This is a genomic window from Streptomyces sp. NPDC044002 (assembly GCF_056434525.1).
In genome coordinates, this window is the sequence record NZ_JBWKEZ010000031.1 from 59554 (window position 1) to 81650 (window position 22097).

Genomic DNA, 22097 nt, shown 5'->3' on the forward strand with positions numbered 1-22097 from the left:
CCCGCCGAGCCCCGGCCCCCGCCCCTGCCTCCACCCCGCTTCCCCCTGCACGGCTCCGCCCTGCACGGCTCCGCCCTGCCCAGCTCCGCCCCGACCAGTACCGGCCCGAGGACATTCCCACGATGACGACGACGCTCGCCGGCGAAACGATGCTGCCCGGCGAAACGATGCTCCCCGACGAAACGATGCTTCCGGACGACACGGCCCGCCTGCGTGCGGCCGCCGCGTTCGTCCGCGAGCACGACAGCACCACCCTGCTGCCGCTCCTCCTGCCCGGCCTCGACGGCCCGGACCTGCGGACGCTGGCCGAGCGCTGCCGCTTCGCCCACGCGGGGATGCTGCTCTTCCCGCCCGACGCGCGGAGCCTGCGGGCCCAGCTCGACGCGTGCGGGCTGGCGGCGGACACCCCCTCCCACCCCAGCGTGGTCGTCCGCGACCGCCTCGCCCGGCGCCACCGGCGCGACCCGGCCGAACTCGACGTCCGGATCCTGCGCCCCCAGGTGCCGGGCGCCGCCGGAGAACACCGCGCGGTCGAGGTGTTCGCCCTGATCGTGCCCCCGCACTCCGCCCTGGAGCCCATCGCCGCCTACGAACGGACCCGCCGGCACGAGGCACACCTCGCCTTCGAGATCGAACGCCCCGACCCGCTGGTCCTGCGCGGCCTGTGCGCGACCCTCGCCCGTCACGGAGCGCGCCCCGATGGCGGCGGCCACAACCCGCACGAGAACGGGACCGTCCTGTACTTCACCACCCCCGCCGACTCGGCCTGCGGCTACCGGCGCCTGGAGCTCTACGCCCACGGCGACCACCGCGGCGCCCTCGCCGACCACCTCGCCCACCAGGGCGAACGGCAGCCCGCCGAAACGCTCCTCCACCTCCTCACGGGCGCGTGGACCACACAGGCCCTCGCAGCCTTCGCCCGGCTGCGCCTGCCCGACGCCATGGACACGCGCACCGCGTGCCGCACCGAGGACCTGGCCCGGCTGACCGGCACCCACCCCCGCGGCCTCGACTCCCTGCTGCGCTACCTCGCAATGCTGGGCGCCGTCACCCACGACACGGGTCCGGGCCAGCAGGAAGGATTCCGCCTCACCGGGCTCGGAGCCCTGCTCCGCACGGACGAGCCCGCGTCGATGCGCCCCCTGGCCCTGATGTACGGGGGCCCGTTCTACCGCTCCTTCGGCGGCCTCGACCACGCCGTACGGACCGGACTGCCCGCCTTCGACCACCTTTTCGGCGAGAACCACTTCGACCACTTCGCCCGCGACCCCGAACTCGCCGGCCTTTTTGACCGGTCCATGGCCGCCAGCGCGCGCATGTTCCGGCCGCTCCCCGCCCACCCGGCCGTCACCGCCGCGGCTCGGGCGTCCGCGTCCGCGCCCGCCACCGTCGTCGACGTCGCCGGCGGCAACGGAGAGCTGCTCGGCCAGATCCTCACCGCCCACCCGGACCTGCGCGGCGTCCTGCTCGAACGCCCGCACGCCGTCGAGGCGGCCCGCCGCCTCCTCGACACCGCGGGCTGCGGCGAGCGCTGCGTCTACCGGGTGGGCGACTTCGCCGACGTGCCGTCCGGCGGGGACGTCTACCTCCTCTCCCGCGTCCTGCACGACTGGGACGACGACCGCTGCCGCGAGATCCTGCGCCACTGCGCCCGCGCGATGCCCGCCCACGCCGACCTGCTCATCGTCGAGCGCCTCCTGCCCGCGGACGGCTCCCCCTCGCTGGCCACCGCCTGGGACCTGCACATGCTCTGCAACGTGGGCGGCCGCGAACGCACCGCCGCCCACTACGCCCGGCTCCTGGCGGACGCCGGCCTCGACCTCCGGGGCCACACCCCCCTGCCCCTGGACGCGCACGTCCTGCACGCCCGCAAGACCCCGCCGCACCCCTGATCCGGAAGGCGCCGCCTAGGGGGTGTCCGCAAAGTCTCGCCTGCCCCGCGACGCCCGGCACGCGCTCTCGCCGCACCGGGCGAAAGACCGAGTACGTCCAGTACGAGGCCTTCCGCCCGGCACGCCGAGAGCACGCACCGGACCCCGCGGGGCCCGCCCTCCGGGCGGACGGCGCCACTTTGCGGACACCCCCTAGCCCGCGCCCACGACCCTGCCCGCGTACGCCGCGAGCTGGGCCCGCAGCCGCTCGCGCGGTACGCCGTCGCGGCCGGCCAGCCGCTCGACGAGGTCGGCCCGGGTCGCGGCGAGCAGGGCGTGCGCGGTGAAGCCGGGGTCGGCCAGGCCGGGGACCTGCTCCAGTACGGACCGGAGCAGGCCGTGCCACCCCTCGTACTGCCCGGCCTGGTACGGGCCGCTGCTCCCGGCCTCCTCCAGGGCGAGGGCCAGGGGGCGGTTGTCGAGCTTGAAGCACAGGAGGGCGTCGAGCAGGGCGGGCACCCGTTCCCGCGGGGGAGTGCCGGGCCCGAGGGGCGGCGGGCCCGCCGCCACGGACTCGCGGACCGGCTCCAGGCGCGCCTCGTAGAGCGCGTGCAGCAGCCCGGCCCGGTCGCCGAAGGCCCGGAAGAGGGTGCCCTTGCCGACGCCTGCCGCCGCCGCGATGTCGGCCATCGTGAGCTCCTCGGGGCTCTCGGAGCGGGCGAAGAGGGCGTCGGCGGCCTCCAGTACGGCCTGCCGGTTGCGGGCCGCGTCCTTGCGGGTCCGGCGTTCGGGCTCGGGCGGCGGGGTCACCGGATACCTCCGATTGAAAAGCGGACCCGGGGTCCGTATTGTTGAAGCGGACCGATGGTCCGTATTTTCTGACTGGAGGATACCCATGTCCCTGGCCGCACCGCACGCACCGGCCGCCCTGTACCGACACGGCCTCGGGCTCCTGCTCGACAAGGACATCGACGGCTGGGTCGGCCTGTGGGCCGAAGGGGGCGTGATGGAGTTCCCGTTCGCGCCCCCGGGCCTGCCCCGCCGGCTGGACGGCCGCGAGGCGATCGCCGGCTACATGCGCCCCTACCCCGACCGGATCGACCTGCACGACTTCCCCGAGGCCGACCTGCGGATCCACGGGACCACCGATCCGCGGACCGTCGTGGCCGAGATGCGGGGCGTCGGCAGGTGGGTGGCGGACGGCCGGCCCTTCGACATGACGTACATAGCCGTCGTCACCGTCGAGGACGGCAGGTTCACCTCCTACCGCGACTACTGGAACCCGCTCGCCGTCCTCGAAGCGGGCGCCGAATCCGCCGGGAGCGCCCGATGACCACCAATGACGCCGCCCCCACGACCGGCACCACCCTCGTCCTCGGCGCCACCGGGACCACCGGCAGCCGCACCTGCGCGCAACTGGCCGCCGCCGGCCACGCGGTCAGGGCGGCCGGCCGCAAGGCCACGCCGGTGCCGGGCGCCGAGGCGGTCGCCTTCGACTGGTACGACCCCGCCACCCATGCCGCCGCCCTCGCCGGCGCCGACCGGGTCTACGTGGTCCCGCCCGTGGGCGATCCCGACCCGGCCGCCACCGTCCTGCCCTTCCTGCGCCGGGCCCGCGCCGCCGGAGTCCGGCGCGCGGTGCTGCTGAGCGCCTCCTCCGTCGCGGAGGGGGGCCCGGCGGTGGGCCGGGTGCACGCGGAGCTGCCGGAAGTCTTCGACGAGTGGGCGGTGCTGCGGCCGTCCTGGTTCATGCAGAACTTCACCGGCGGCCACCTCCACGCGCGGAGCATCCGCGGCGAAGGCGTCGTCCGCACCGCCACCGGGACCGGAAGGGTCGGCTTCGTCGACGCCGAGGACATCGCGGCCGTGGCCGCCCGCGCCCTGACCGGCGTACGCGCCCCCAACACCGACCTCGTCCTCACCGGGCCCGAGACCCTCGGCTACGACGACATCGCGGCGATCCTCACGGAGGTCACCGGGAAGCCCGTGGCCCACCGGTCGCTGTCCCACGCGGAGCTGCGCGACCGGCTCGCCGCGCTGATGCCCGCGGAGTTCGCCGCGATGCTCGCCGACATGGACCTGGCCATCGCGGCGGGCGCCGAAGACCGCGTCACCGACTCCGTCCCACGCCTCACCGGCCGCCCCGCGACGGGCTTCCGCGACGTCGTGGCGCGGGAGCTGGCGCACGGTACGGGGGCGGGCGCCTGAGCGGGGGAGGGCGCCTGAGCGGGCAGGGCGTCTAAGCGGGCAGGGCGTCGGCCAGGCCCGAGCCGAGGAGCCGGAAGGCCCGGTCGGCGGCGGCCACGGCCTCCGGGTAGACCTCGTCGGCCGGGCGGCCCGCCTGGACCTGCTCGCTGTTGCGGGCGGCCAGGGTGCGCAGGACGGTGACGATCTGCACCGCGGCGAGCCGGGCGGTGAGCTCGTCGGCGCCGGCCTCCTCCAGGGCCTCGGCGAGGGCCGCGATGCTGTGGCCCGCGTAGCGCAGCAGCCGCTCGCTCAGGCTCGCCGTCGTGCTCAGCAGCCGGGCGAAGGCCACGGCTTCGGGGTCGGAGGTGAGTCCGGTGTTGGGGTCCTGCCGGGCCAGGGCGTCGAGTTCGTGCGCGTGCAGGGCCGCGAGGGGGCTCGTACCGGCGGGGCGGGCGCGGACCACGCGGGCCGATTCGTCCTCGTGGTCCGCGAACACGTGCAGGACCAGGTCCTCCTTGGTCGGGAAGTACGAGAACAGCGTGCGCTTGGAGACCTCGGCCGCCTCGGCGATCTCCGCGATCGAGACCTCGTCGAAGCCGCGGCTCAGGAACAGCCGCAGCGCTTCTTCGAAGATCGTCTGCCGGGTGCGCTGCTTCTTGCGTTCCCGGAGTCCCAGTTCCTCAGCCATGCGTCCACGATAACAAAGGGGTACCGAGGGGAAAGTTGCACCTGGTATAGTTATCGACCAAGTGAAGGAATCTTCCGAGGAGGCTCCATGAACGCGCAGGTCACCGGTGTCATCGTCGTGGGGGCCGGCGGCGCCGGGCTCACGCTCGCCACCGAACTCGCCCTCGCCGGCGTACCGGCGGTCGTGCTGGACCGGCTGCCCGGCCGCAACCTCCAGTCCCGGGCCGGGGCGATCCAGCCCAGGACCGCGGAGATGCTCGCCCTGCGCGGCCTGCTGGACGACACCCTCGGCCGGTCGATCGACTACCGGCTCGTCGGCGGCCACTTCGCGGGCCTGCCCGTCCCGCTGGACTACGCGGCGTGGGACACCCGCTACCCGCACCCCGTCCTGCTCCCGCAGGACCAGCTGGAGGCCGTGCTGGAGGACCGCCTCGCCTCGCTCGGCGGCCAGGTGCTGAGGGAGCACCGGCTGACGGGCCTGCGCCAGGACGCCGAGGGCGTCACGGTCACCGTGACGGCACCGGACGGCGAGCGGACCCTGCGGGGCCGCTACCTGGTCGCCTGCGACGGCGCGCACAGCAGTGTGCGCAAGGCCGTCGGAGCCGCGTTCCCCGGCGAGGCGGCCACCGTCCGCATGGCCACCGCCGACCTGGTGCTCACCGGCGACGTCGACGCCGGCACCGCCGGGCACATCAGCTCACGGATCCACACCTCGCCCCAGGGGCATTTCGCGATGATCACGCCCCTGGCGGACGGGCTCCACAAGCTCATCCTCAGCGGCCCGCGGACCATGACGGCCGAGCGGGACGCCCCCGTCACGGTGGAGGAGGTGCGCGAGGTCCTCCAGGCCACCCACGGCGGCAAGGTCGACGTGGCCGAGATCCGCTACGCCTCCCGGTTCAGCAACGCCAGCCGGCAGCTGGAGCAGTACCGCCACGGCCGCGTCCTCTTCGCCGGCGACTCCGCCCACATCCACTCCCCGGCCGGAGGCCAGGGGCTCAACCTGGGTGTCCAGGACGCGTTCAACCTCGGCTGGAAGCTCGCCGCCGTCCTGCGCGGCGAGGTGGGCGAGGAACTGCTGGACACCTACCAGACCGAGCGGCACCCCGTCGCCGCGCGGGTGCTCGCCCTCACCCGGGCCCAGGGGGTGGTCATGGGGCCGCAGCGGGACGGCGGGCTGGCCGAGCTGCGCGAGGTCCTCACCGACCTGCTCCGCCTGCCCGACGCCAACCGGTACATGGCCGGTGTGATGGCCGGGCTGGACCTCTGCCTCCCGTCCCCCGACGCCGCCCCCCATCCGCTGCTGGGCCTGCGCATGCCCGACGTCGAACTGGACCTCGGCGAGGGCGGGCGGGTCCGGTTCAGCGATCTGACGCGGACCGGACGGGGCGTCCTCCTCGACCTCGCCGACGCCCCGCTCGCCGCCGCGGCCCCCTGGGCCGACCGGATCACACAGGTGCGGGCCCGGGTGATATCCGGCCGGGCCGACGCCGAGGCCGTACTCGTCCGCCCGGACGGTTACGTCTGCTGGGCCGGCGGCGCCGGTCTCACCGAGACGCTCACCCGCTGGTTCGGCCCGGCCGGCCTCGCGGGCGACGGGACGTCCGGGTGAGCGTCCCAGGGGGTGTCCGCAAAGCTCACGATTCCTCGGCCGCGGTGCCACCAGTGGACAGGGCCGCCCGCCTCCGGCGGTACACCACCACCCCGCACACCGCGGCGACGAGGACGGCGACGGCGGACACTCCGAGGGCTGTCTGCTGTGCGAAGAGCCTTCCCAGCACTTCGAGGACGCCGAGCCCCGCGGTCGCGTAGATCAGAGCCCAGGCCGCTCCGCCCACGAACAGGGCGGGGAGGTAGCGCGGCAGCGGCATGCGCATGCTGCCCGCGAGGAAGTTGGCGGCGGTCTGGAAGCCGACGGTCAGGAAGGAGACGGCCACCACGGGCGCGCCCCACCGCTGGATCGCGAGTTCGGCGCGCCGGAACTTCGCCGAGGAGATCCGCCCGGCGAACCTGCTGCGGCGGGCACCGGCGCCGGCGAGCCACCCGACGGCGAACGTCCCTCCGGCGCGCAGCAGGACGATGGCGTACAGGGCCCCGGCCGTGACCAGGATCTTATCCACGACGCCCACGCCCCTTCCCGCGCCCGGGGCCGGAACGACGTGCATGAACCCGGTCCCCGTATCCCACCTGCACCCTGCCTCTGCCCGTTCCGTTCCATGCGTCTTCACCTGCACGCTCGCATGCCAGGCAAGGCAAGCCTAACCGGACGCGCGTGCGGGGCATAGGGGCGATCAGGAGGTCGGGTCGGGCCCGGGTGACCTGTCCGGCGTGGAGTGAATCGTCATTTATGCTTCAAGGCGGCCGCGGGGCGGTGGCTCTTCTGTGCGGCAAACCACACAACTCTCGACCGGGGCTCAGAGCCCTGTGGCGTTGATCATGAAGTTCGTGGGGGCATCGGGTGACCGCCTGCGTGCGTCTCAGGGGTATGGGGTGCCGACCGCTCCTCCCACCCGCGAACAGAAGACCCCCAGGGAGAAGTGAGGTATGTCGGTGATCTGCGTCGGAGGCATGATCGGAATCGGCAAGACGAGTGTGGCCGAACTGATCGCCAAGGAGCTGGGCAGCGAGGTCTTCTACGAGAGCGTCGAGGACAACCCGATCCTGCCGCTCTTCTACACGGCGAGCCCGGAGGAGATCCAGGCGAAGCGCTACCCCTTCCTCCTCCAGCTCTACTTCCTGCAGACGCGGTTCGCCGCCATCAAGGCGGCCTACAAGCAGGGCGACAACGTCCTCGACCGGTCCATCTACGAGGACTGGTACTTCGCCAAGGTCAACCACGACCTGGGACGGATCAGCTCCCTCGAGATGCAGGTGTACGAGGGGCTGCTCGACGAGATGATGCGCGAGATCGACGGCCTGCCCTACCGCAAGGCACCCGATCTCATGGTCTACCTCAAGGCGGACTTCGAGACGGTGCTGCACCGGATCGGGCTGCGGGGCCGCGACTTCGAGCAGGACGACAGCCTCGTCGAGTACTACCGGACGCTCTGGTCCGGCTACGACGACTGGGTGTACAAGCACTACTCGGCCAGCGAGGTGCTCGTCATCGACATGAGCCGGACGGACGTGGTGAACAACCCCGACGACGCGGCCCGCGTGGCGCGGACGGTCCGGGAAGCCGTGGCCGCGGCCCGGTCCAGGGTCTGAGGCAGGACCGGCCCGGCCGTCGCGGAAGGGGACCGGCGCCCCTTCCGCGACGACGTCGTCAGCGACAGTCGCGGGCCGGGTCGTCGTGCGTCATCGCGCACGCCATGCGCTCTCCGCGCACCGTCCCGTAGCGCGCGGTGAGCGAGCCGCGGAAGCCGTCCCACTGGGCACGGGTGTCCGCGATGGCCGTCTGGACGGCGGCGTTGAAGTTGCCGGCGACCTGACCCCTGGCGGTCGTGGGGGAGGTGGTCCTCCCCGTGGCGGGGTCGATGGTCCCGTTGTCCTTGTTCAGGACGCCGTGGGTGATCCGCTTGCCGCAGCCCCACGGGTTGAGGCTGAAGCAGCCCGTCGTGAGGTCGCCGGGGATGTCGGAGGCCGAGGGCGCCGGGGCGGCCAGCCGGAGGAAGGGCGCGGGACCGGTACGGCCCAGGCCCGGCGGGTTGGCGATGCCGATGGCGGACCTGCTGTCCGCCTGGTCCGCCCAGTTGCTGTGCGAGTAGAAGTCCTCGGTGCCGTGCAGCGCCCGTCCGAAGCCCTCGATGGCGTTGCACTTGCCGCGGCCGGCGACGCCCAGCACGAAGGTGCAGTCGGAGGAGAGGTCGGTGTCGGAGACGCTGACGGAGCCCGCGGCGTTCACGAGCACGTCCGCCTTCTCCACCCCGCGGTCGAACTCACCCTTGAGGTGCGCGATGCAGGACAGCAGCACCGAGGTGGCCTGCGCCCTGGTCCGCGGGTAGCCGGGCGCGTTCAGGTAGTCGGCGCCGTCGCAGTGCGCGGCCTCGGTGAACGTCTGGTCCGCGTCCGGCGCCCCGATGGCCCCCATCGTTCCGTTCGCCCCCGCCAGCTGGCGGATCGAAGCCGGCTGGAAGCAGGCACCGGCCGCGCCGGGGGCGGTGCCGGGTGCGCAGGCGAGCGCCGCGCGCGTGATCCGTTCGTGCTCGGAGTTCTGTCCGAAGCCGTCTATGGTGCCGAAGTTCTGGATCGGCGGTACCGGGGTGGCGTCGGCCGGTCCGGCGAGCCCCAGGAGGAGCGCGGTGGCCGCGATCCCGGCCGAGAGCGCCGAGAGCACTGGCCTGCTCCGACGGTACGTCATCGTCATGATGGGTCCCCCTTGTCGAGGCCCGTGCGCCCCTCTCGGGCGAACGGGCCGGTCAGGACATGACTACCACCGGGTAGTTAGAGGGACGGACGAGAATCAGATGGAGAACGGCGCCTGGGAGGCGAAATCCTGGCTGCGCTTGCCCGTCTGCAGCATGTTGGGCGTCTGGTAGAACGGCATGCTCTCGACGACCTGGCGGTGGAGGGTCGAGTAGCTTCCCCGGAACGCCCCGTTCTTCCACGTCTTGAGCAGTACTTCGGTGAACAGGCCGTTGGGCCCCACGCCGTCGCTGGAGGTCTGGTTGTCCTGGCAGCCGGAGATCAGCAGGACGTCGGCCCGGATGTCCTGGAGGTCCAGGGCGGGCACGGAACGCTGGATCTCGTCGTACAGCTCCTGATCACGCTGGTAATTGCGGAACTGGGCGTCCTGCGGCAGCGCGCGGATGCGGGCGCGGACCTCGGACGGCTCAGTGGTGTCGAAGGCGCGCACCAGCTCCGCGTCGTCGAGGAGGTGCGAGACGTCGCGCGAGACCGTACCGCTGTGGCAGCTGTCGGAGAGGAGGAGGACGCGTACGTCCTCGGCGAAGGTGGCGAGGAGGGCGTACAGCTCGTCGTCGATGAACTGCCGGTCGTAGAGCACCCACGTCTCGTCGCGGCGGTCGGGTTCGTCACCGTTCTTGTCGGGGACCTGGGAGCCGTGGCCGGCGTAGGTGAGCAGCAGGAGGTCGCCGCCGGTGAGCCGTGCGGCGGCCGTCTTCAGGGCGGAGACGACCTTCTCGCTGGTGGCGTCCTTGGTGAGCAGGGTCGCCACGGTCTCGAACCCGTTGGCCTTGGCGAGGTCCCGCATGGTCAGGGCGTCGTTTTCGGGGTTCTTCAGTTCCCCCTTGGTCCCGTAGCGGGTCTCGTCGATCTCGTTGATGCCGATGTGGATGGACAGTCCTGTGGGCATGGCCGTTCCTTGGTCGTCGAGTCCGTGGGGGCGAAACCCGAGCCCCGGTCGACGTTAGGGAAAGTGACAGACCGTTACCACGGTGACGCGCGGGTGCCACACGAAGGGGCGACCCCTCCGTCCTCGGCTGACGCGGGCGCCGCCCGTCAGGGGCGGTGTCCGGACACCGACCGGCGTGCGACGGGGAAGTCGAAATAGGTGTCCGGGAACAGCTCGGGCTTGTGGGTGAAGTGCCACCACTCCTCGGGCAGGTTGACGAACCCCTCCGCCGCCAGCGCCGTCTTCAGTACCTGGCGGTGTGCGCGCTGTTCCCCCTGCACGCGGGGGTCGTCGGTGTGCGACAGCGTGTCGAAGCAGTCGAAGCCGGTGCCCATGTCCGCGGAGTTGTCCGGGTACCGCTCCGCTTGCGGCGCGTAGCAGGGAACGGATTCCTGCCCCGGCCGCGGCGGGGGCGCGGGGACCGCCGGAAGGGGGACGATCGTGAGGTCCGTGGTGCTGCCCCGGCTGTGCCCGGACTTCTCGGCGATGTAGCCGTCCTCGAACAGGCGCGACTTGTCGACCCGCGGGTAGAACTCGGCCTTCCGCCGCTCGTCGGACAGGTCCTTGGCCCACCGTACGAAGTGGTCGACGGCCCGCTGCGGCCGGTAGCAGTCGTACACCTTGAGTGAGTACCCCTGGCGCACGAGGCGCCTCTGGGCCCGGTGCAGGGCCTCGGCCGCGGGCCGGGTCAGGATGCAGACGGGCTGCCGGTAGCCGTCGATCCGCTCGCCGATGAAGTTGTGGGCCGACAGGTAGCGCATCTCCTGGATGATCGTGGGGTCGACGGAGCTCAGCGACACGAACTCCACGGGAGCCTTGGGCTCCGGAGTTTGGGCGGCGGCACTGAGGGTCGAGGCCGCGGTGAGCAGGGTCGTCACACCCACCGTCACGGCGATGCGCGCCGTCGTCGACATGGTCATCGGGTTCTCCCTGTACCTGAGCGGGTTCCGCTGCGGATGGTCCGGTCCCTCCGTGTACTGGCCCGCTCCCACGCCAGGTATGCCCCGGCCCTCCGGTCTGTCCAGCGGAACACCCCGGAATGGCGGATACCGTCCACGGTCCGGAGTCGACCGCTGCGGGCTCGCCCCCCCTGCGGGCCCCGGCCGCACCGGCGGACGAGAACCTGCGGACCGACGGGCATGCCCGGCCCCGCGACGGGTACGAACCCTGCGGTACGGGAGCGCCGCGGAAGCGGCAGAGTTGAGAGGGTGTCGGAAGTGATCCGGAAGCTGCAGGCGGTCGCACTGGACTGCGCCGATCCCGTACGGCTGGCGGAGTTCTACGCCGCCTTCCTCGGCGGCCGCGTCGTCGCGGATCCCGACGACCCGGACTGGGTCGAGGTGCACGGCTTCGAGGGGACACCGCTGGCCTGCCAGCGCGTGGACGGCTACCGGCCGCCCCAGTGGCCCAGCCCGCAGCACCCGCAGCAGCTCCACCTGGACTTCGACGTGGACGACCTCGAAGGCGAGGAGGAACGGGCGCTGGCCCTGGGGGCGACCGTACTGGAGCGGACGGACCAGCTCCGCCCGGACGCCAACTGGCGCGTCTACGCGGACCCGGCCGGCCACCCCTTCTGCCTCTGCCTCCACTGAGCCCGCCGCCCCCGCCGCCCGGTGGCGGGCCCGCTCAGGAACCGCCCGCCAGCTGGAGCACCGCGATCCCCACCAGGACGGTGGCGCTGGCGGTGATCCGCCGGCGGCCCAGGCGTTCACGGAAGACCACGGCGCCGATCAGGGCCCCGAAGACGATGCTGGTCTCCCGCAGCGCCGCGATGGTGGAGAGGTCGCCCCGGGACTGCGCCCACACGACGAGCCCGTACGCCAGGAGCGAGAGCAGTCCGCCCGCCAGGCCGCGCCCCCACAGCGGGCGCAGTGCGGTGAACAGGGCGCGGCCCCGGCGGGCCCCGGCGATCAGCGGCAGGACCAGCCCCTGGCAGAGGAACAGCCAGGCGACGTAGCCGAGGACGCTCCCGGAGACCCGGACGCCGCTGCCGTCGACGAGGGTGTAGGAGGCGATCATCACCCCGGTTCCGACGGCGGCGGCCAGTGCCGGCAGCTGCTCGCGGCCGGGGATCCCGTCGGCGAGGGCCAGGCCGGCCAGTCCGCAGGCGATCACCGCGATGCCGAGGGCCTGCCCGGCGGCCAGGGAGTGGCCGAGGAGGAGGGTGGACACCACGGCCACCACTACGGGCGAGGTGCCGCGCGCGGTGGGGTACATCTGACCGAAGTCCCCGAGCTGATAGGCGCGCAGCAGCAGGAGCTGGTAGGTGACCTGCAGCGCGGCCGAGGCGGCGATGTACGGCCAGGCCGCCGGGGCGGGCAGCGGGGCGAGGCAGACGAGGACCGCTCCGCAGCCCGCGGAGGCGAGGCTGATCAGGGTGAAGCCGGCGAGCTTGTCCCGCAGGCCGTGGGTGAGGCCGTTCCAGACGGCGTGCAGCACCGCCGAGGCGAGGACGACGGCGGGCACGGCGGCGCCCGTCATGGACGGCAGGTTTGCGGGCACGGGGCGCTCCCCACGACGGGCGGTGGAATGAAATTCCCTGCTAGCGTAAACCCATGGAATCTGCTTCCACACCCTCGGGCGGGCTCGCCGCCCACATCCGGGCCCACCTGTCCGAGCTGCGCGACACCGAGGCGCGGGTGGCGCAGGTCGTCCTCGACAAGGGCGCCGGCCTGGTGCGGCTCAGCGTCAGTGACGTCGCGGCGCTGGCCGGCACCGCGCCGTCCTCCGTCGTACGGGCCTGCCAGCGGCTGGGGTTCCGCGGATACCAGGAGCTGAAGATCGCCGCCGCCCGGCAGGCACCCGCCCCGGAGCCCTCCCGCGACCGCGACCCCGCGGCCCGGGCCCTGGCCGACACCATCCGCGCCGGCCGGGAGGCCCTGGACGCAGTCGCGGCGACGGTGACCCCGGGGGACCTGCGGGCGGCGGCCGAGCTGATCGACGCGGCTCCCCGGATCCTCGTCGCCGGCGCGGGACTGTCCGGCGCGGTCGCCCTGGACACCGCATACCGGCTGCGCGCACTGGGCTGCGCCGTCGACGCGCCCGCCGACCCGCTGACCGCGCAACTGGCCGCCTCACAGCTGCCCCCCGACGGAGTCTGCCTGGCCGTCAGCCACACGGGCGCCACGCGCAGCACGGTGGACGCCGCCCGGCGCGCCCGGCAGGCCGGGGCCCGGGTCCTCGCCCTCACCAGCTACGCCCGCTCGCCGCTCAGCGAGACCGCCGACCGCACGCTGGTCGCGGGCGGCCAGGACCTGGTGTTCGGCCTCGAAACCGTCGCCAGCCGGCTGGCCCACCTCACCGTGATCGACGCCCTCGCCCTCACCCTGCTGGAGCTCCGCGGGGAACCGGCCCGAGCGGCGCTGCGCCTGTCGGCCGACGTCACGGTCGACCATTCGTACTGACGCCGGGTACGCACGCCCGGCGCGGCCCGCCCACAGGGGGAACCGCATGCTCGAAGAACGCCCGTACGCCGCCCTGTCCGCCGTGGAGATCGCCGGCCTGGTCAACCACGGCCGGGTGACCGCCCGTGACGTCGTCGACACCGCCCTGGCGTTGACGGCCGAACGCGACGGCGCCCTGCGCGCCTTCACCGCCCTCTGGGCGGACGCCGCCCGCGCCTCGGCGGCCGAGGTCGACGCGGCGGTCGCCCGCGGGGTCCGGCTGCCGCTGGCCGGGGTGCCGATCGGGGTCAAGGCGAGCGAAGGCCCGGACTCGTTCCAGAACCGGCGGCTGGCCGCCGCCGGGTGCGTCCCGATCGGGGCGACCTCCGTCCCCCGCGCCGGCACCGGCTGGCAGACCTACGGCTCCACCGACCGCGGACCCACCCTCAACCCCCTCGGTCCGGTCTGGTCGCCGGGCGGGTCGTCAGCCGGTTCCGCCGCCGCGGTCGCCGCCGGTCTCGTACCGCTCGCCACCGGGTCCGACGGCGCCGGCTCGGTCCGCATCCCCGCCGCCTGGTGCGGCGTCATCGGCCTCAAGCCGACCAACGGGCTCCTGCCCTCCCGGGACCGATCCGGACTGAACACCCCCGGGGTGCTGGCCCGCACCCCGCAGGACGCCGCCGCCTACCTCCGTGCCGTCGCCCCCACTGCCGCCCCACTCCCGCTTCCCCGGACACCGAGAGTGGCCTGGACCCCCACCCTGGGTTTCGCCGCGACCGACCCGGACGTCGCCGACACGGCCCGGCGCGCCCTGTACCGGCTCTCCCGCACCGTCCCGTCGGACGTCGTCGACCACCCGGTCACGCTCCACGATCCCGCCCCCGCGTGGACCGCTCTGCGCGCGGGTGCCCCGGGCCCGGGCACCGAACGCCTGGTCTCGGCGAACGACGAGCACCTGCGAGCGGTCTTCGACGAGTTCGACCTCATCGCCACCCCCACCACCCCCCATCCCCCGCACGGCCACGACGGCCCCGGACCCCGCATGAGCGTGGCCCTCACCTGGGCGTTCAACATATCCGGCCATCCGGCGCTCACCCTGCCCGCCGGAACGACCCCCGCGGGCGAACCCGTCGGCCTCCAACTGGTCGCCCGCCACGGCTCCGACACCCTGCTCCTCGACGTGGCGGTCAGGGCCGGCGGAACCACGGCCGGCAGTGTTGCACCGCCTTCGGAATCCTGAGCTCCGGGGCCGGTGTCCCAGCATCGCCGTATCCGTCCCCGACCTCGGGCACGAGGGGATCCCCTCGATCGGACACCTCCAATGGCCCGGAGGCGGCCGCATGGCCGTACCCGCCGGTACCGGCGGACGCGTGCACGGCGTACTCGAAGCTGCTGGCCGCAGCCCCTGCCGCCGCAGCCCCCGCAGCCCGACGCGGCGGCGCCCGAGGGGCTCCTGCCCGACGTGTCGGAACTCATCGACCTTGCCGAGGGATCGAAGCCGCCACCGGAATGGAGGGACGCACCCCGAAGCCCGGCGCGGGCGTCTGCTGAGGGGGAGGAGACGCTCACGACCGGGCCCGGCGGCCGGAAGGCCGCTCACCTGGCCGGCCGCTCTTCCAGCGTAGCCGCGCCGGCCGCTCCCGCACCCGTGCCCGGCCTTTCCGCAGGTCCGCGCCCCGCGGTGCGGCGAGGGCCCGCAAGGCCGCGGCGGCCGGTGCCGCCGTTACGGGGCGACCCGGCAGGCGCTGACCGCGGTCCCGTTGGTGACGCCGCCCGCGGTCAGGCCGGACACGCACCGGTCGTGGTCGCCGCCGAGGCCGGAGGAGCACGCCGTGCGGACGTACTCGGGGGCCTCGCCGCCGCGGAGTTCGCGCTCGACCTGGTTGATGCAGGCCCTGACGTCCGCGTGCGCGGCGGGGGCGGCGAGGGACGCGCCTGCGACGGCGAGGGCCAGTCCGGTGAGGACACCTGCGATACGGGCCGGAATACGGGTTGACGTGCGCAAGGGGGATACACCTGCTCTCGGCATGCGGTCATCGCCACCGGACCTGGGGCACCCGTACGGCTCGCCGGCCGCGCGTGCCCGCGCCGGTCCCCCCTCACCACCGTACGACCGGGACCCGCGGCCCACGAGCGGGCGCCGGGGGACCGGCGCAAAGCGGGGTGGAACCACCGTATCCGCTCCTTGCGTCATGATCGTCAAGGTTCCCGGAAGAAGACCCGGAAGAAGACGAGGTCCCCATGCCCATGCCCACGCCCCCTGCCCGCCGGACCGTGCTGGCCGCCCTCGGCGCCGGCGCCGGCTCCTTACTCACCACGGGCTTCGCCCCCGCCGCGGCGGCCTCGCCCGGCCCCCGGGTCGCCCGAGCCCTGGCCGAGCTCGAACGCGAGCACGGCGCACGGCTCGGGGTGTACGCCCTGGAGACGGACACCGGACGCACCGTCACCCACCGGCCGGACGAACTCTTCCCCATGTGCTCGGTGTTCAAGACCCTCGCAGCCGCGGCGGTCCTGCGCGACCTCGACCACGACGGCTCGGTCCTCGCCCGCCGCATCCACTACACCCAGGCGGACATCGAGAGGTCCGGCTACTCCGAGTGGACCAAGCGGCCGGCCCACCTCGCGAACGGCCTGACGATCGGCGAGCTGTGCGAGGTGAGCATCACCTACAGCGACAACACCGCGGCCAACCTGCTGCTGCGCGAACTCGGCGGCCCCGCCGCCGTCACCCGCTTCGCCCGCTCCCTCGGCGACCGGGTGACGCGCCTGGACCGGTGGGAGCCCGAGCTGAACACCGCCGAACCGGACCGCACCACCGACGTCACCACCCCGCGGGCCATCGCCCGCACGTACGCCCGGCTGGTCCTGGGCGACGCGCTCGGCCGGGCAGACCGCGGCCTGCTGACCGGATGGCTGTGCGCGAACACGACGAGCAGCGCGCGCTTCCGGGCGGGGCTGCCCGCCGAGTGGCGGCTGGGCGACAAGACGGGCGGCGGCTCCTACGGCACGAACAACGACGTCGGCATCGTGTGGCGGCCGCACGGGGCACCGCTGGTCCTGGCGGTCCTGACGACCAAACCGGCGCAGGACGCGAAGGCGGACGACGCGCTGGTGTCCCGGACGGCCAGGACCCTGGCCGAGGCGTTCGCCGACCCGGGACGCTGACGGGGGCCGGCGCCGCCCGCCCCCGGAACCGGACGCCCCGTCAGCACCGCCCGCCGACGGCCGCGTCGGCGCCCGCGTCGGCGCTCGCGTCCGGGGCGAGGGCCAGGAAGTCGTCGTGGGTGCGGACCCGGACCCCGGGCCGGTCCTCGGCCAGCGCGGCGATCATGGCTGCGGCCAGACGGCCCGCCTGCACCGGCCGGTAGGGGCGGGCGGGCCCGGCCAGCAGGGGGGCCAGTACGGCCGCGGCGGAGCCGCCGAGCCCCTCGCTCCGGCGCTGAGCGGCACGGCGGCCGAGGATGAAGCAGGGCCGGAAGAACTCGGTCTGCGGGTAGCCCAGGGCCGCCACCTCCGCCTCCATGTCCCCCTTGACCCGGAGGTAGAAGGCCCGGCTGCCCGATCCGGCGCCGACCGAGGAGACGACGGCGATCCGCTCGGCGCCCGCCTCCCGGGCCAGTGCGGCCACCCGCACGGTGTGGTGCTGGTCCACCTCGCGGAAGGCCTCCTGAGAGCCGGCCTGCCGGATGGTGGTGCCCAGCGCGCAGTACACGTCGCTCCCGCCCGGCCCGGACGGCAGGTCGTCGGCCCCCAGCTTGGCGAAGTCCACCACCCGGGCGTCCAGCCGCGGGTGTTCGAGGCCGAGCGGGCGGCGGGCCAGCACGGTGACACGGTCGTAGCGCGGGTCGCGCAGCAGCCGCACCAGCAGTTGTCCGCCGACCAGTCCGGTGGCTCCGACCAGGAGCGCGCTGCGGGTCATGGGAGTCCTCTCCGCCGCCGGCGGCCGGTCCGCCGGAGTCCCCGCAGCATGTCACAGGGGACCGCTCGTGCCGGGGGCCCCTTCAGGGCCAGGCGCCCGCGAAGTCGATCTGCTCCGCCCACTCCGGGTGGTCTATCAGCGGATTCCGGTTGCCCTGCATCTCGGCTATGGCCGCGTTGCGGTGCTGCTCGTAGAGGTCCGCGGGATGGTCGCGGTGCCAGTCCAGCAGCATCCGCAGGCCGTCCCGCTGGAGTTCGCGCGCCTCGTCGCCGATCCTGCCCGGGTAGCGCAGCAGGAAGTAGAGCGTCGCCCTGGCGACCGGCCCCTTGCCCGCCGAGGGCTCGAACCTGCCCGCCTCCCGGCGCCCGCAGCTGTGCCGGACGGCCTCGTCGAAGTCGGGGAAGTCGAAGTAGGGGATGTTCCCGCGGAAGCTGTTGCACGTCGACTCACAGGCGAAGAGGTGGTGCAGGTCCCCGCGCATCGGCTCCTTCTTGGCGAACCACGACTGGGGCACCACGTGTTCGCAGTTGAAGGGCAAGGACGCCTCCAGGAGGTCGAGTTCGGCCTCGATGGCGTCCGGGCCGGGTGCGCCCTCCAGGAGCATGAACTCCTGCCAGCGTCCGCTGCGTGCCGCCTCCACGGCCGCGTCGGCAGCGATCAGCTCCTCGGGCGCGAAGGCGTTGTCCGAGTAGATGCCGTGGAGCTTCTCGTCGGGGTGCAGGTCCACCCACGGGTAGAGCAGGCGCATCGGCTTGTACGCCGGACGGCGGTCGTGCGTCGCCTCCAGACGCTGCGTCAGCGCGAGGCGCAGCGCGGTGGGGTCGCCGGCGCCGATGCCCGCGTAGTAGGCCTCGCGTGCCGCCAGGTCGGCGGCCTGGTCGTAGTAGGGACGGGTCCGGGAGGCCGCCAGGTTGGCCAGGGCGGCGGCCAGGTCCCGCTCGGCGGGCGACCGGCCGTCGGCGTACCCGGTTCCGGCGGGCGCCCCGACGTGGGACGAGGCGGCCGCGGGAGGTGCCGCTGCCGGGTCCGGTACCGCCGTCCCCTGCCGCAGGGCCTCGGCGTCGAGGCTGACGCTGATGTGGAGGGGGACGGTCCAGCGGACGGACCCTGGAGCGGCGTGCTGCTCACCGTCGTGGTCCGCCGGCGTGACATGGGGCGCGGAGCCGTTCGTCCGGCCGGCCAGGACGGCCGACGGCGGGACTTCCACGGTGTGCGGGGACGAGCCGGCCGCGATCAGTTCCGCCCGGAGGGCCGCGGCGGCGCCGGACAGGGGGAACTGCTGGATCATGCCGAGGATGCGGCTGACGCGTACGCCCTCGTTGGCCTTCCAGTCCACCCGGTGCTCTCCCATGGCCGGATGCCAGATGCCGCCGTCCACGGCCAGCACGTTGCCGTCGCGGTCCCTGCGGGGCACGCCCGAGTGGTGCAGCGCCACGACCTCCCACTGGTCGTTGAACACCGGGGCGCCCGAGGAGCCGTGCGCCGTGTCGGCCGCGTAGTGCAGGTAGTCGTCCAGCACGTCCACGATCCGGTTGTCGCGGAGGGCGAGCTGCTTCGGTTCGCCGTTGGGGTGCTGGATGATGTTGACGAGCTCCCCGATGACGGCCTTGCCCTGGGCTTCCTTGAGGGGGAGCCTCCCGAAGGACGCCAGCGGCTGTCCGTCCCGGGCGCGTGCGGACACCGCGACCACGGTGAAGTCCAGCTCGCGGTGGGTGAGGAAGAAGCGCTGCGGTTCGAGCGGGAACACGACCGGGACCAGCGGCCGCCCGTCGGCGCCCGCCTGGAAGTCGAACTCGACTACTCCGGCGGCCGCTTCCTCGGCGGAGGCCAGCACGTGGTTGTTCGTCATCAGCAGGGAGGGGGAGACCAGGAAGCCGGTTCCGTGGAGGGTCGACCCCGGACCGCGGACGGTGATCCGGCCGACCGGGCGTGCGGCGAGGAATCCGCCCTCCAGGTAGTCGATGCCGATGAGGTCGTTGCGGCCCATGAACCGTTCGAGCGTCAGCAGGTCGGTGCTGACGAACTCGCGGTCCAGATCCAGGCTGGTACCGGTGGTGGCGGTCCCCGGGGTCCGTTCGACGGCCGTGGCCATGGCCCAGTCGACGCCCAGGCGGCTGAGGCGGCTGCTCACCCGCTCCCGGGTGTCGGCATGGAGGATGCCGTGCCGCTCCAGCGCTTCCCTGTGGCCGTCACGTTCGGCGGCACGGGCCGTGTAGCGCCGGCTGGCCTTCTCCATCTGCTCGATGAAGCCCGTGCCGGTTTGTGACAACTGTTCCACTGACATCTCGGCTCGCCTCCTCGGCCGCACCTTCCGCGCGTGGACGTCCCGTTTCCTCCCCTCGTTCCAGTATGGGCACAGGGCCCGGGGCCCGCCCGGCCGAACAGGGGGACGCCCCTGGGTGGTTGTGGCGTCAATCTTTGAGCCTTCTCCGATCCCGGGGACGGCGAACATCCGGGCCGGCCGGCCCGGATGCGTGATTGAACGTGTTCAAACGCGACGCCCGTGCGCCCGTTCCGCCGCGCCCCGGAGGCCCGCCGGCCCCGTCATTCCGCCGTCCGGCCGGGCGGCGGCCACCCCTCCACGAGCCCGGAGCGCACGGGCGCCGAGAGTGCTTGAGTGGAGGTCCAGCCCCGTACCCACCCGGAGGAGACCCCATGGCCACCGAGAAGAGCCGGACCGGCGAGCAGGCCCGGCGCATGCGTGAACAGGCCGAGGCGCTCGAACTGGCGGCCAACAAGTCCGCCGACGCCGCCGAACGCCAGGGACTGATGGACAAGGCCCTGCGCATCCGGAAGGACCTCGAAGAGCGCCACGGCCCGGAGAGCGCCACGATGGACCCCATGTAGCCCGCTTGCAGTCCGCCTGTAGCCCGCCGGGGCGGATCCCTCGATCGCGCGTCGAGGGCGGCGTGTGATGATGTGCGTCCACTCCGGGGAGGCGATGGTGCTGAGCAGGGGCGCGCGGTGGGCCGCGGGCGCGCTGACCGCGGTCTGCATGGTGCTGCTCCTGGGCCCCGGCGCACCGAGCCGCGGCCTTCCCCTCGCCAGGCCGCTGCCGATCGGAGCCGCCGAGGAGGTCGTACCGGACCGGGTCGGCACGTGGAACCTCTGCAATCCGTGCGGGAGCGGGCTCAACTTCGGCCGGGCGACGGAGATCGCCACGTACGCACCCCAGGTCATCGGCCTGCAGGAGGCGTGCGTACGTGACGTCGAGGAGATACGCGGGTACCTGGAGGAGGTCTACGGACTGGTCTACCGGGTCGCGTACGGCCCGGTCCTGCGGAACTGGAACCGCTGCGGGGGGCTGCCGTGGCGGCCGGGCGGCTTCGGCCAGGCGATCCTGTCGGCGGCGCCGATGACGGACCGGGTGAGCGTCGAATACCCCGACGGCGGTTCCGAGGACCGCGGTTACCTGGCCGTCACCACGCTGGTCGGCGGCCGGCCCGTCCGCGTCTTCAACACCCACCTCGCCCAGCGCCGGCAGGAGGGGGTGCGGGCGGACCAGGTGCGGGTGCTCGCCGCGGAAGTCGCCCGCCACGACCGGGCGATCGTCCTCGGCGACTTCAACGCCGTGCCGTACGCGCCCGAACTCGGCCCGATCTGGGCCCTGGCCACGGACACGGACCCCGGCTGCCGCCCCTCGGCCGCCGGAGCCGGCGCCTGCGCGGCCACCACCGACTGGAACCTCAAGTTCGACTACGTGTTCCTGCGCGGCACCGCCCCGCGCACCCACGGCGTCCACCCCAGCCCGTACTCGGACCACCACCTCCTGCACACCGACCTGGACCCGTCCTAGGAAGCCCAGCGGCTGCAGCCTCCCGACCGGGGTGTCGACCGGCTCGGCGCTCGGATCCCTGGCGAAGGCCCTCTCCGGTCTGGCCGGATCCCGCTCGGAGGTACCGTGCGAAGCAGGGGCGTGGGGCCGTTGTCGGTGCGGTGCGCTTTCCTGACCCGTATGGAAATCACCCACGCGCTGCTCAACGACCTGCTGGCCCGGCTCACCGGACCGAGCGGGCTTCTGTACCTGTCGCAGGACATCGACCCCGAGGCACTCGTCGAACGGCTGGCCGACCGGCACGGGGCACCCCTCACCCTGGTCCTGGACGGCTCCACGGACCCGGGCGTGGACGAGGCCCGCGGGGCCGGTCCTCTCCTCCCCCTCCTCGAAGGCCGGGGCGAGACCGTCATGGCCTGGGCATACGGCGACCAGTGGATCGGTGCGGGGACCGCACAGGACGCGCACGGGGACGTCTTCCCGGTGCTGGCGACCGCGCCGCGGCGAGTGGGGGTGCCCGCGGGGGTGCCCGGCCGGGACGAGGACTGGGTCGACCTGCTCATCGCCATCACCGGCTGGAACATGCCCCCGCGGCGGCCCGGCCTTGACTGGGGACCGGCCGAGGCGCGCGTGGGTGCGCGTCTTCCCGGCGACTACAAGCGCATGGTGGAGACGTTCGGGAAAGGCGCCTTCGACGGGTACCTCGGCCTGAACCAGGAGCCCTGGACGGACCTCAGGGAAGACGGACTGCTCATCTGGGCGGGCACCGAGCACGAGAACCTGTACTGCTGGCGGATCGACGACGGGGATCCCGACCGTTGGCCCGTCACCGTCCAGACGTTCGACGGCGAGATCGTCCCCTTCGACTGTTCCACCGCGGAGTTCGTCTGCCGCATCCTCCTGGACCCGGACCACCCGTTCACGATGGCCCACTACTTCGACACCCACTGGTTCATGAACTACAGCGGTCGATAGGCACCCG

The 22097-nt window shown here is 73.4% G+C and carries 22 protein-coding genes; 12 read left to right on the top strand and 10 right to left on the bottom strand.

The genetic code is table 11. The features are described from left to right. The first annotated feature begins 122 nt into the window (after positions 1 to 122). Positions 123 to 1892: a methyltransferase gene (locus AC07A6_RS22960; protein WP_478778317.1), complete on the top strand. Its 1770-nt coding sequence runs from the start codon at positions 123 to 125 to the stop codon at positions 1890 to 1892. A 192-nt stretch (positions 1893 to 2084) separates the two neighbouring features. Here the strand turns inward: AC07A6_RS22960 and AC07A6_RS22965 are convergent, their stop codons facing one another. Further along, positions 2085 to 2681, bottom strand: a complete 597-nt coding sequence (locus tag AC07A6_RS22965; protein WP_478778318.1) for a TetR/AcrR family transcriptional regulator — start codon at positions 2679 to 2681, stop codon at positions 2085 to 2087. 91 nt (positions 2682 to 2772) lie between these two features. Between AC07A6_RS22965 and AC07A6_RS22970 the strand changes: the two genes are divergently transcribed. Next, on the top strand, positions 2773 to 3204 hold the full coding sequence (locus tag AC07A6_RS22970) for a nuclear transport factor 2 family protein (protein ID WP_362460407.1): 432 nt from the start codon (positions 2773 to 2775) through the stop codon (positions 3202 to 3204). Further along, a complete protein-coding gene (locus AC07A6_RS22975) occupies positions 3201 to 4079 on the top strand; it encodes an NAD(P)H-binding protein (RefSeq protein ID WP_478778319.1) in 879 nt (292 codons plus the stop codon). Before AC07A6_RS22970 ends, AC07A6_RS22975 begins: the two co-directional genes overlap by 4 nt. A 31-nt stretch (positions 4080 to 4110) precedes the next feature. Here AC07A6_RS22975 and AC07A6_RS22980 read toward each other — a convergent pair whose 3' ends face one another. Continuing rightward, positions 4111 to 4746, bottom strand: coding sequence for a TetR/AcrR family transcriptional regulator (locus AC07A6_RS22980; RefSeq protein WP_478778320.1), 636 nt, complete (start codon positions 4744 to 4746; stop codon positions 4111 to 4113). Positions 4747 to 4833: 87 nt separating this feature from the next. Here AC07A6_RS22980 and AC07A6_RS22985 point away from each other — a divergent pair, with 87 nt between their 5' ends. Further along, entirely contained in the window at positions 4834 to 6357 is a 1524-nt protein-coding gene (locus tag AC07A6_RS22985) for an FAD-dependent monooxygenase (protein WP_478778321.1), read from the top strand. Between the two features lie 25 nt (positions 6358 to 6382). On the opposite strand, the gene AC07A6_RS22990 is transcribed toward AC07A6_RS22985, so the two are convergent. Beyond that, a complete protein-coding gene (locus tag AC07A6_RS22990; protein ID WP_362460410.1) occupies positions 6383 to 6865 on the bottom strand; it encodes a DedA family protein in 483 nt (160 codons plus the stop codon). A 424-nt stretch (positions 6866 to 7289) separates the two neighbouring features. On the opposite strand from AC07A6_RS22990, the gene AC07A6_RS22995 reads away from it, so the two are divergent. Continuing rightward, entirely contained in the window at positions 7290 to 7952 is a 663-nt protein-coding gene (locus AC07A6_RS22995; protein ID WP_362460151.1) for a deoxynucleoside kinase, read from the top strand. 58 nt (positions 7953 to 8010) lie between these two features. Here AC07A6_RS22995 and AC07A6_RS23000 read toward each other — a convergent pair whose 3' ends face one another. The 3 genes from AC07A6_RS23000 to AC07A6_RS23010 all read right to left on the bottom strand — a co-directional run bounded on the left by AC07A6_RS23000 (position 8011) and on the right by AC07A6_RS23010 (position 10958). Then, positions 8011 to 9051, bottom strand: coding sequence for a CinY protein (locus AC07A6_RS23000; RefSeq protein WP_478778322.1), 1041 nt, complete (start codon positions 9049 to 9051; stop codon positions 8011 to 8013). A 96-nt stretch (positions 9052 to 9147) separates the two neighbouring features. Further along, positions 9148 to 9999: a caspase family protein gene (locus AC07A6_RS23005; RefSeq protein ID WP_362460157.1), complete on the bottom strand. Its 852-nt coding sequence runs from the start codon at positions 9997 to 9999 to the stop codon at positions 9148 to 9150. 146 nt (positions 10000 to 10145) lie between these two features. After that, positions 10146 to 10958 (bottom strand): M15 family metallopeptidase, encoded by an 813-nt coding sequence (locus AC07A6_RS23010; protein ID WP_478778323.1) that lies wholly within the window; start codon positions 10956 to 10958, stop codon positions 10146 to 10148. Positions 10959 to 11255: 297 nt separating this feature from the next. Between AC07A6_RS23010 and AC07A6_RS23015 the strand changes: the two genes are divergently transcribed. Then, positions 11256 to 11630: a VOC family protein gene (locus tag AC07A6_RS23015; RefSeq protein WP_362460170.1), complete on the top strand. Its 375-nt coding sequence runs from the start codon at positions 11256 to 11258 to the stop codon at positions 11628 to 11630. Between the two features lie 34 nt (positions 11631 to 11664). Here the strand turns inward: AC07A6_RS23015 and AC07A6_RS23020 are convergent, their stop codons facing one another. Further along, positions 11665 to 12519, bottom strand: coding sequence for an EamA family transporter (locus AC07A6_RS23020; RefSeq protein ID WP_478778341.1), 855 nt, complete (start codon positions 12517 to 12519; stop codon positions 11665 to 11667). Positions 12520 to 12593: 74 nt separating this feature from the next. Between AC07A6_RS23020 and AC07A6_RS23025 the strand changes: the two genes are divergently transcribed. Both AC07A6_RS23025 and AC07A6_RS23030 read left to right on the top strand, forming a co-directional pair. Beyond that, a complete protein-coding gene (locus tag AC07A6_RS23025; protein ID WP_386274495.1) occupies positions 12594 to 13442 on the top strand; it encodes a MurR/RpiR family transcriptional regulator in 849 nt (282 codons plus the stop codon). Positions 13443 to 13488: 46 nt separating this feature from the next. Continuing rightward, positions 13489 to 14661, top strand: a complete 1173-nt coding sequence (locus AC07A6_RS23030; protein ID WP_478778324.1) for an amidase — start codon at positions 13489 to 13491, stop codon at positions 14659 to 14661. A gap of 483 nt (positions 14662 to 15144) precedes the next feature. Here the strand turns inward: AC07A6_RS23030 and AC07A6_RS23035 are convergent, their stop codons facing one another. Continuing rightward, on the bottom strand, positions 15145 to 15426 hold the full coding sequence (locus AC07A6_RS23035) for a hypothetical protein (RefSeq protein WP_478778325.1): 282 nt from the start codon (positions 15424 to 15426) through the stop codon (positions 15145 to 15147). 242 nt (positions 15427 to 15668) lie between these two features. On the opposite strand from AC07A6_RS23035, the gene bla reads away from it, so the two are divergent. Then, positions 15669 to 16586, top strand: coding sequence for a class A beta-lactamase (gene bla / locus AC07A6_RS23040; RefSeq protein ID WP_478778326.1), 918 nt, complete (start codon positions 15669 to 15671; stop codon positions 16584 to 16586). A gap of 40 nt (positions 16587 to 16626) precedes the next feature. Here bla and AC07A6_RS23045 read toward each other — a convergent pair whose 3' ends face one another. Together AC07A6_RS23045 and AC07A6_RS23050 are read right to left on the bottom strand one after the other, a co-directional pair. After that, positions 16627 to 17340, bottom strand: a complete 714-nt coding sequence (locus tag AC07A6_RS23045; RefSeq protein ID WP_478778327.1) for an NAD(P)H-binding protein — start codon at positions 17338 to 17340, stop codon at positions 16627 to 16629. Between the two features lie 82 nt (positions 17341 to 17422). Next, complete coding sequence (locus AC07A6_RS23050; protein WP_478778328.1) at positions 17423 to 19624, bottom strand: endonuclease; 2202 nt, start codon at positions 19622 to 19624, stop codon at positions 17423 to 17425. 371 nt (positions 19625 to 19995) lie between these two features. On the opposite strand from AC07A6_RS23050, the gene AC07A6_RS23055 reads away from it, so the two are divergent. From AC07A6_RS23055 to AC07A6_RS23065, 3 genes are all read left to right on the top strand, one after another. Continuing rightward, positions 19996 to 20187: a DUF6381 family protein gene (locus AC07A6_RS23055; RefSeq protein WP_362460190.1), complete on the top strand. Its 192-nt coding sequence runs from the start codon at positions 19996 to 19998 to the stop codon at positions 20185 to 20187. A 94-nt stretch (positions 20188 to 20281) separates the two neighbouring features. Further along, positions 20282 to 21136 (top strand): endonuclease/exonuclease/phosphatase family protein, encoded by an 855-nt coding sequence (locus AC07A6_RS23060; RefSeq protein ID WP_478778329.1) that lies wholly within the window; start codon positions 20282 to 20284, stop codon positions 21134 to 21136. Between the two features lie 159 nt (positions 21137 to 21295). Further along, a complete protein-coding gene (locus tag AC07A6_RS23065) occupies positions 21296 to 22090 on the top strand; it encodes a hypothetical protein (RefSeq protein WP_478778330.1) in 795 nt (264 codons plus the stop codon). The last annotated feature ends 7 nt before the right edge of the window (positions 22091 to 22097 follow it).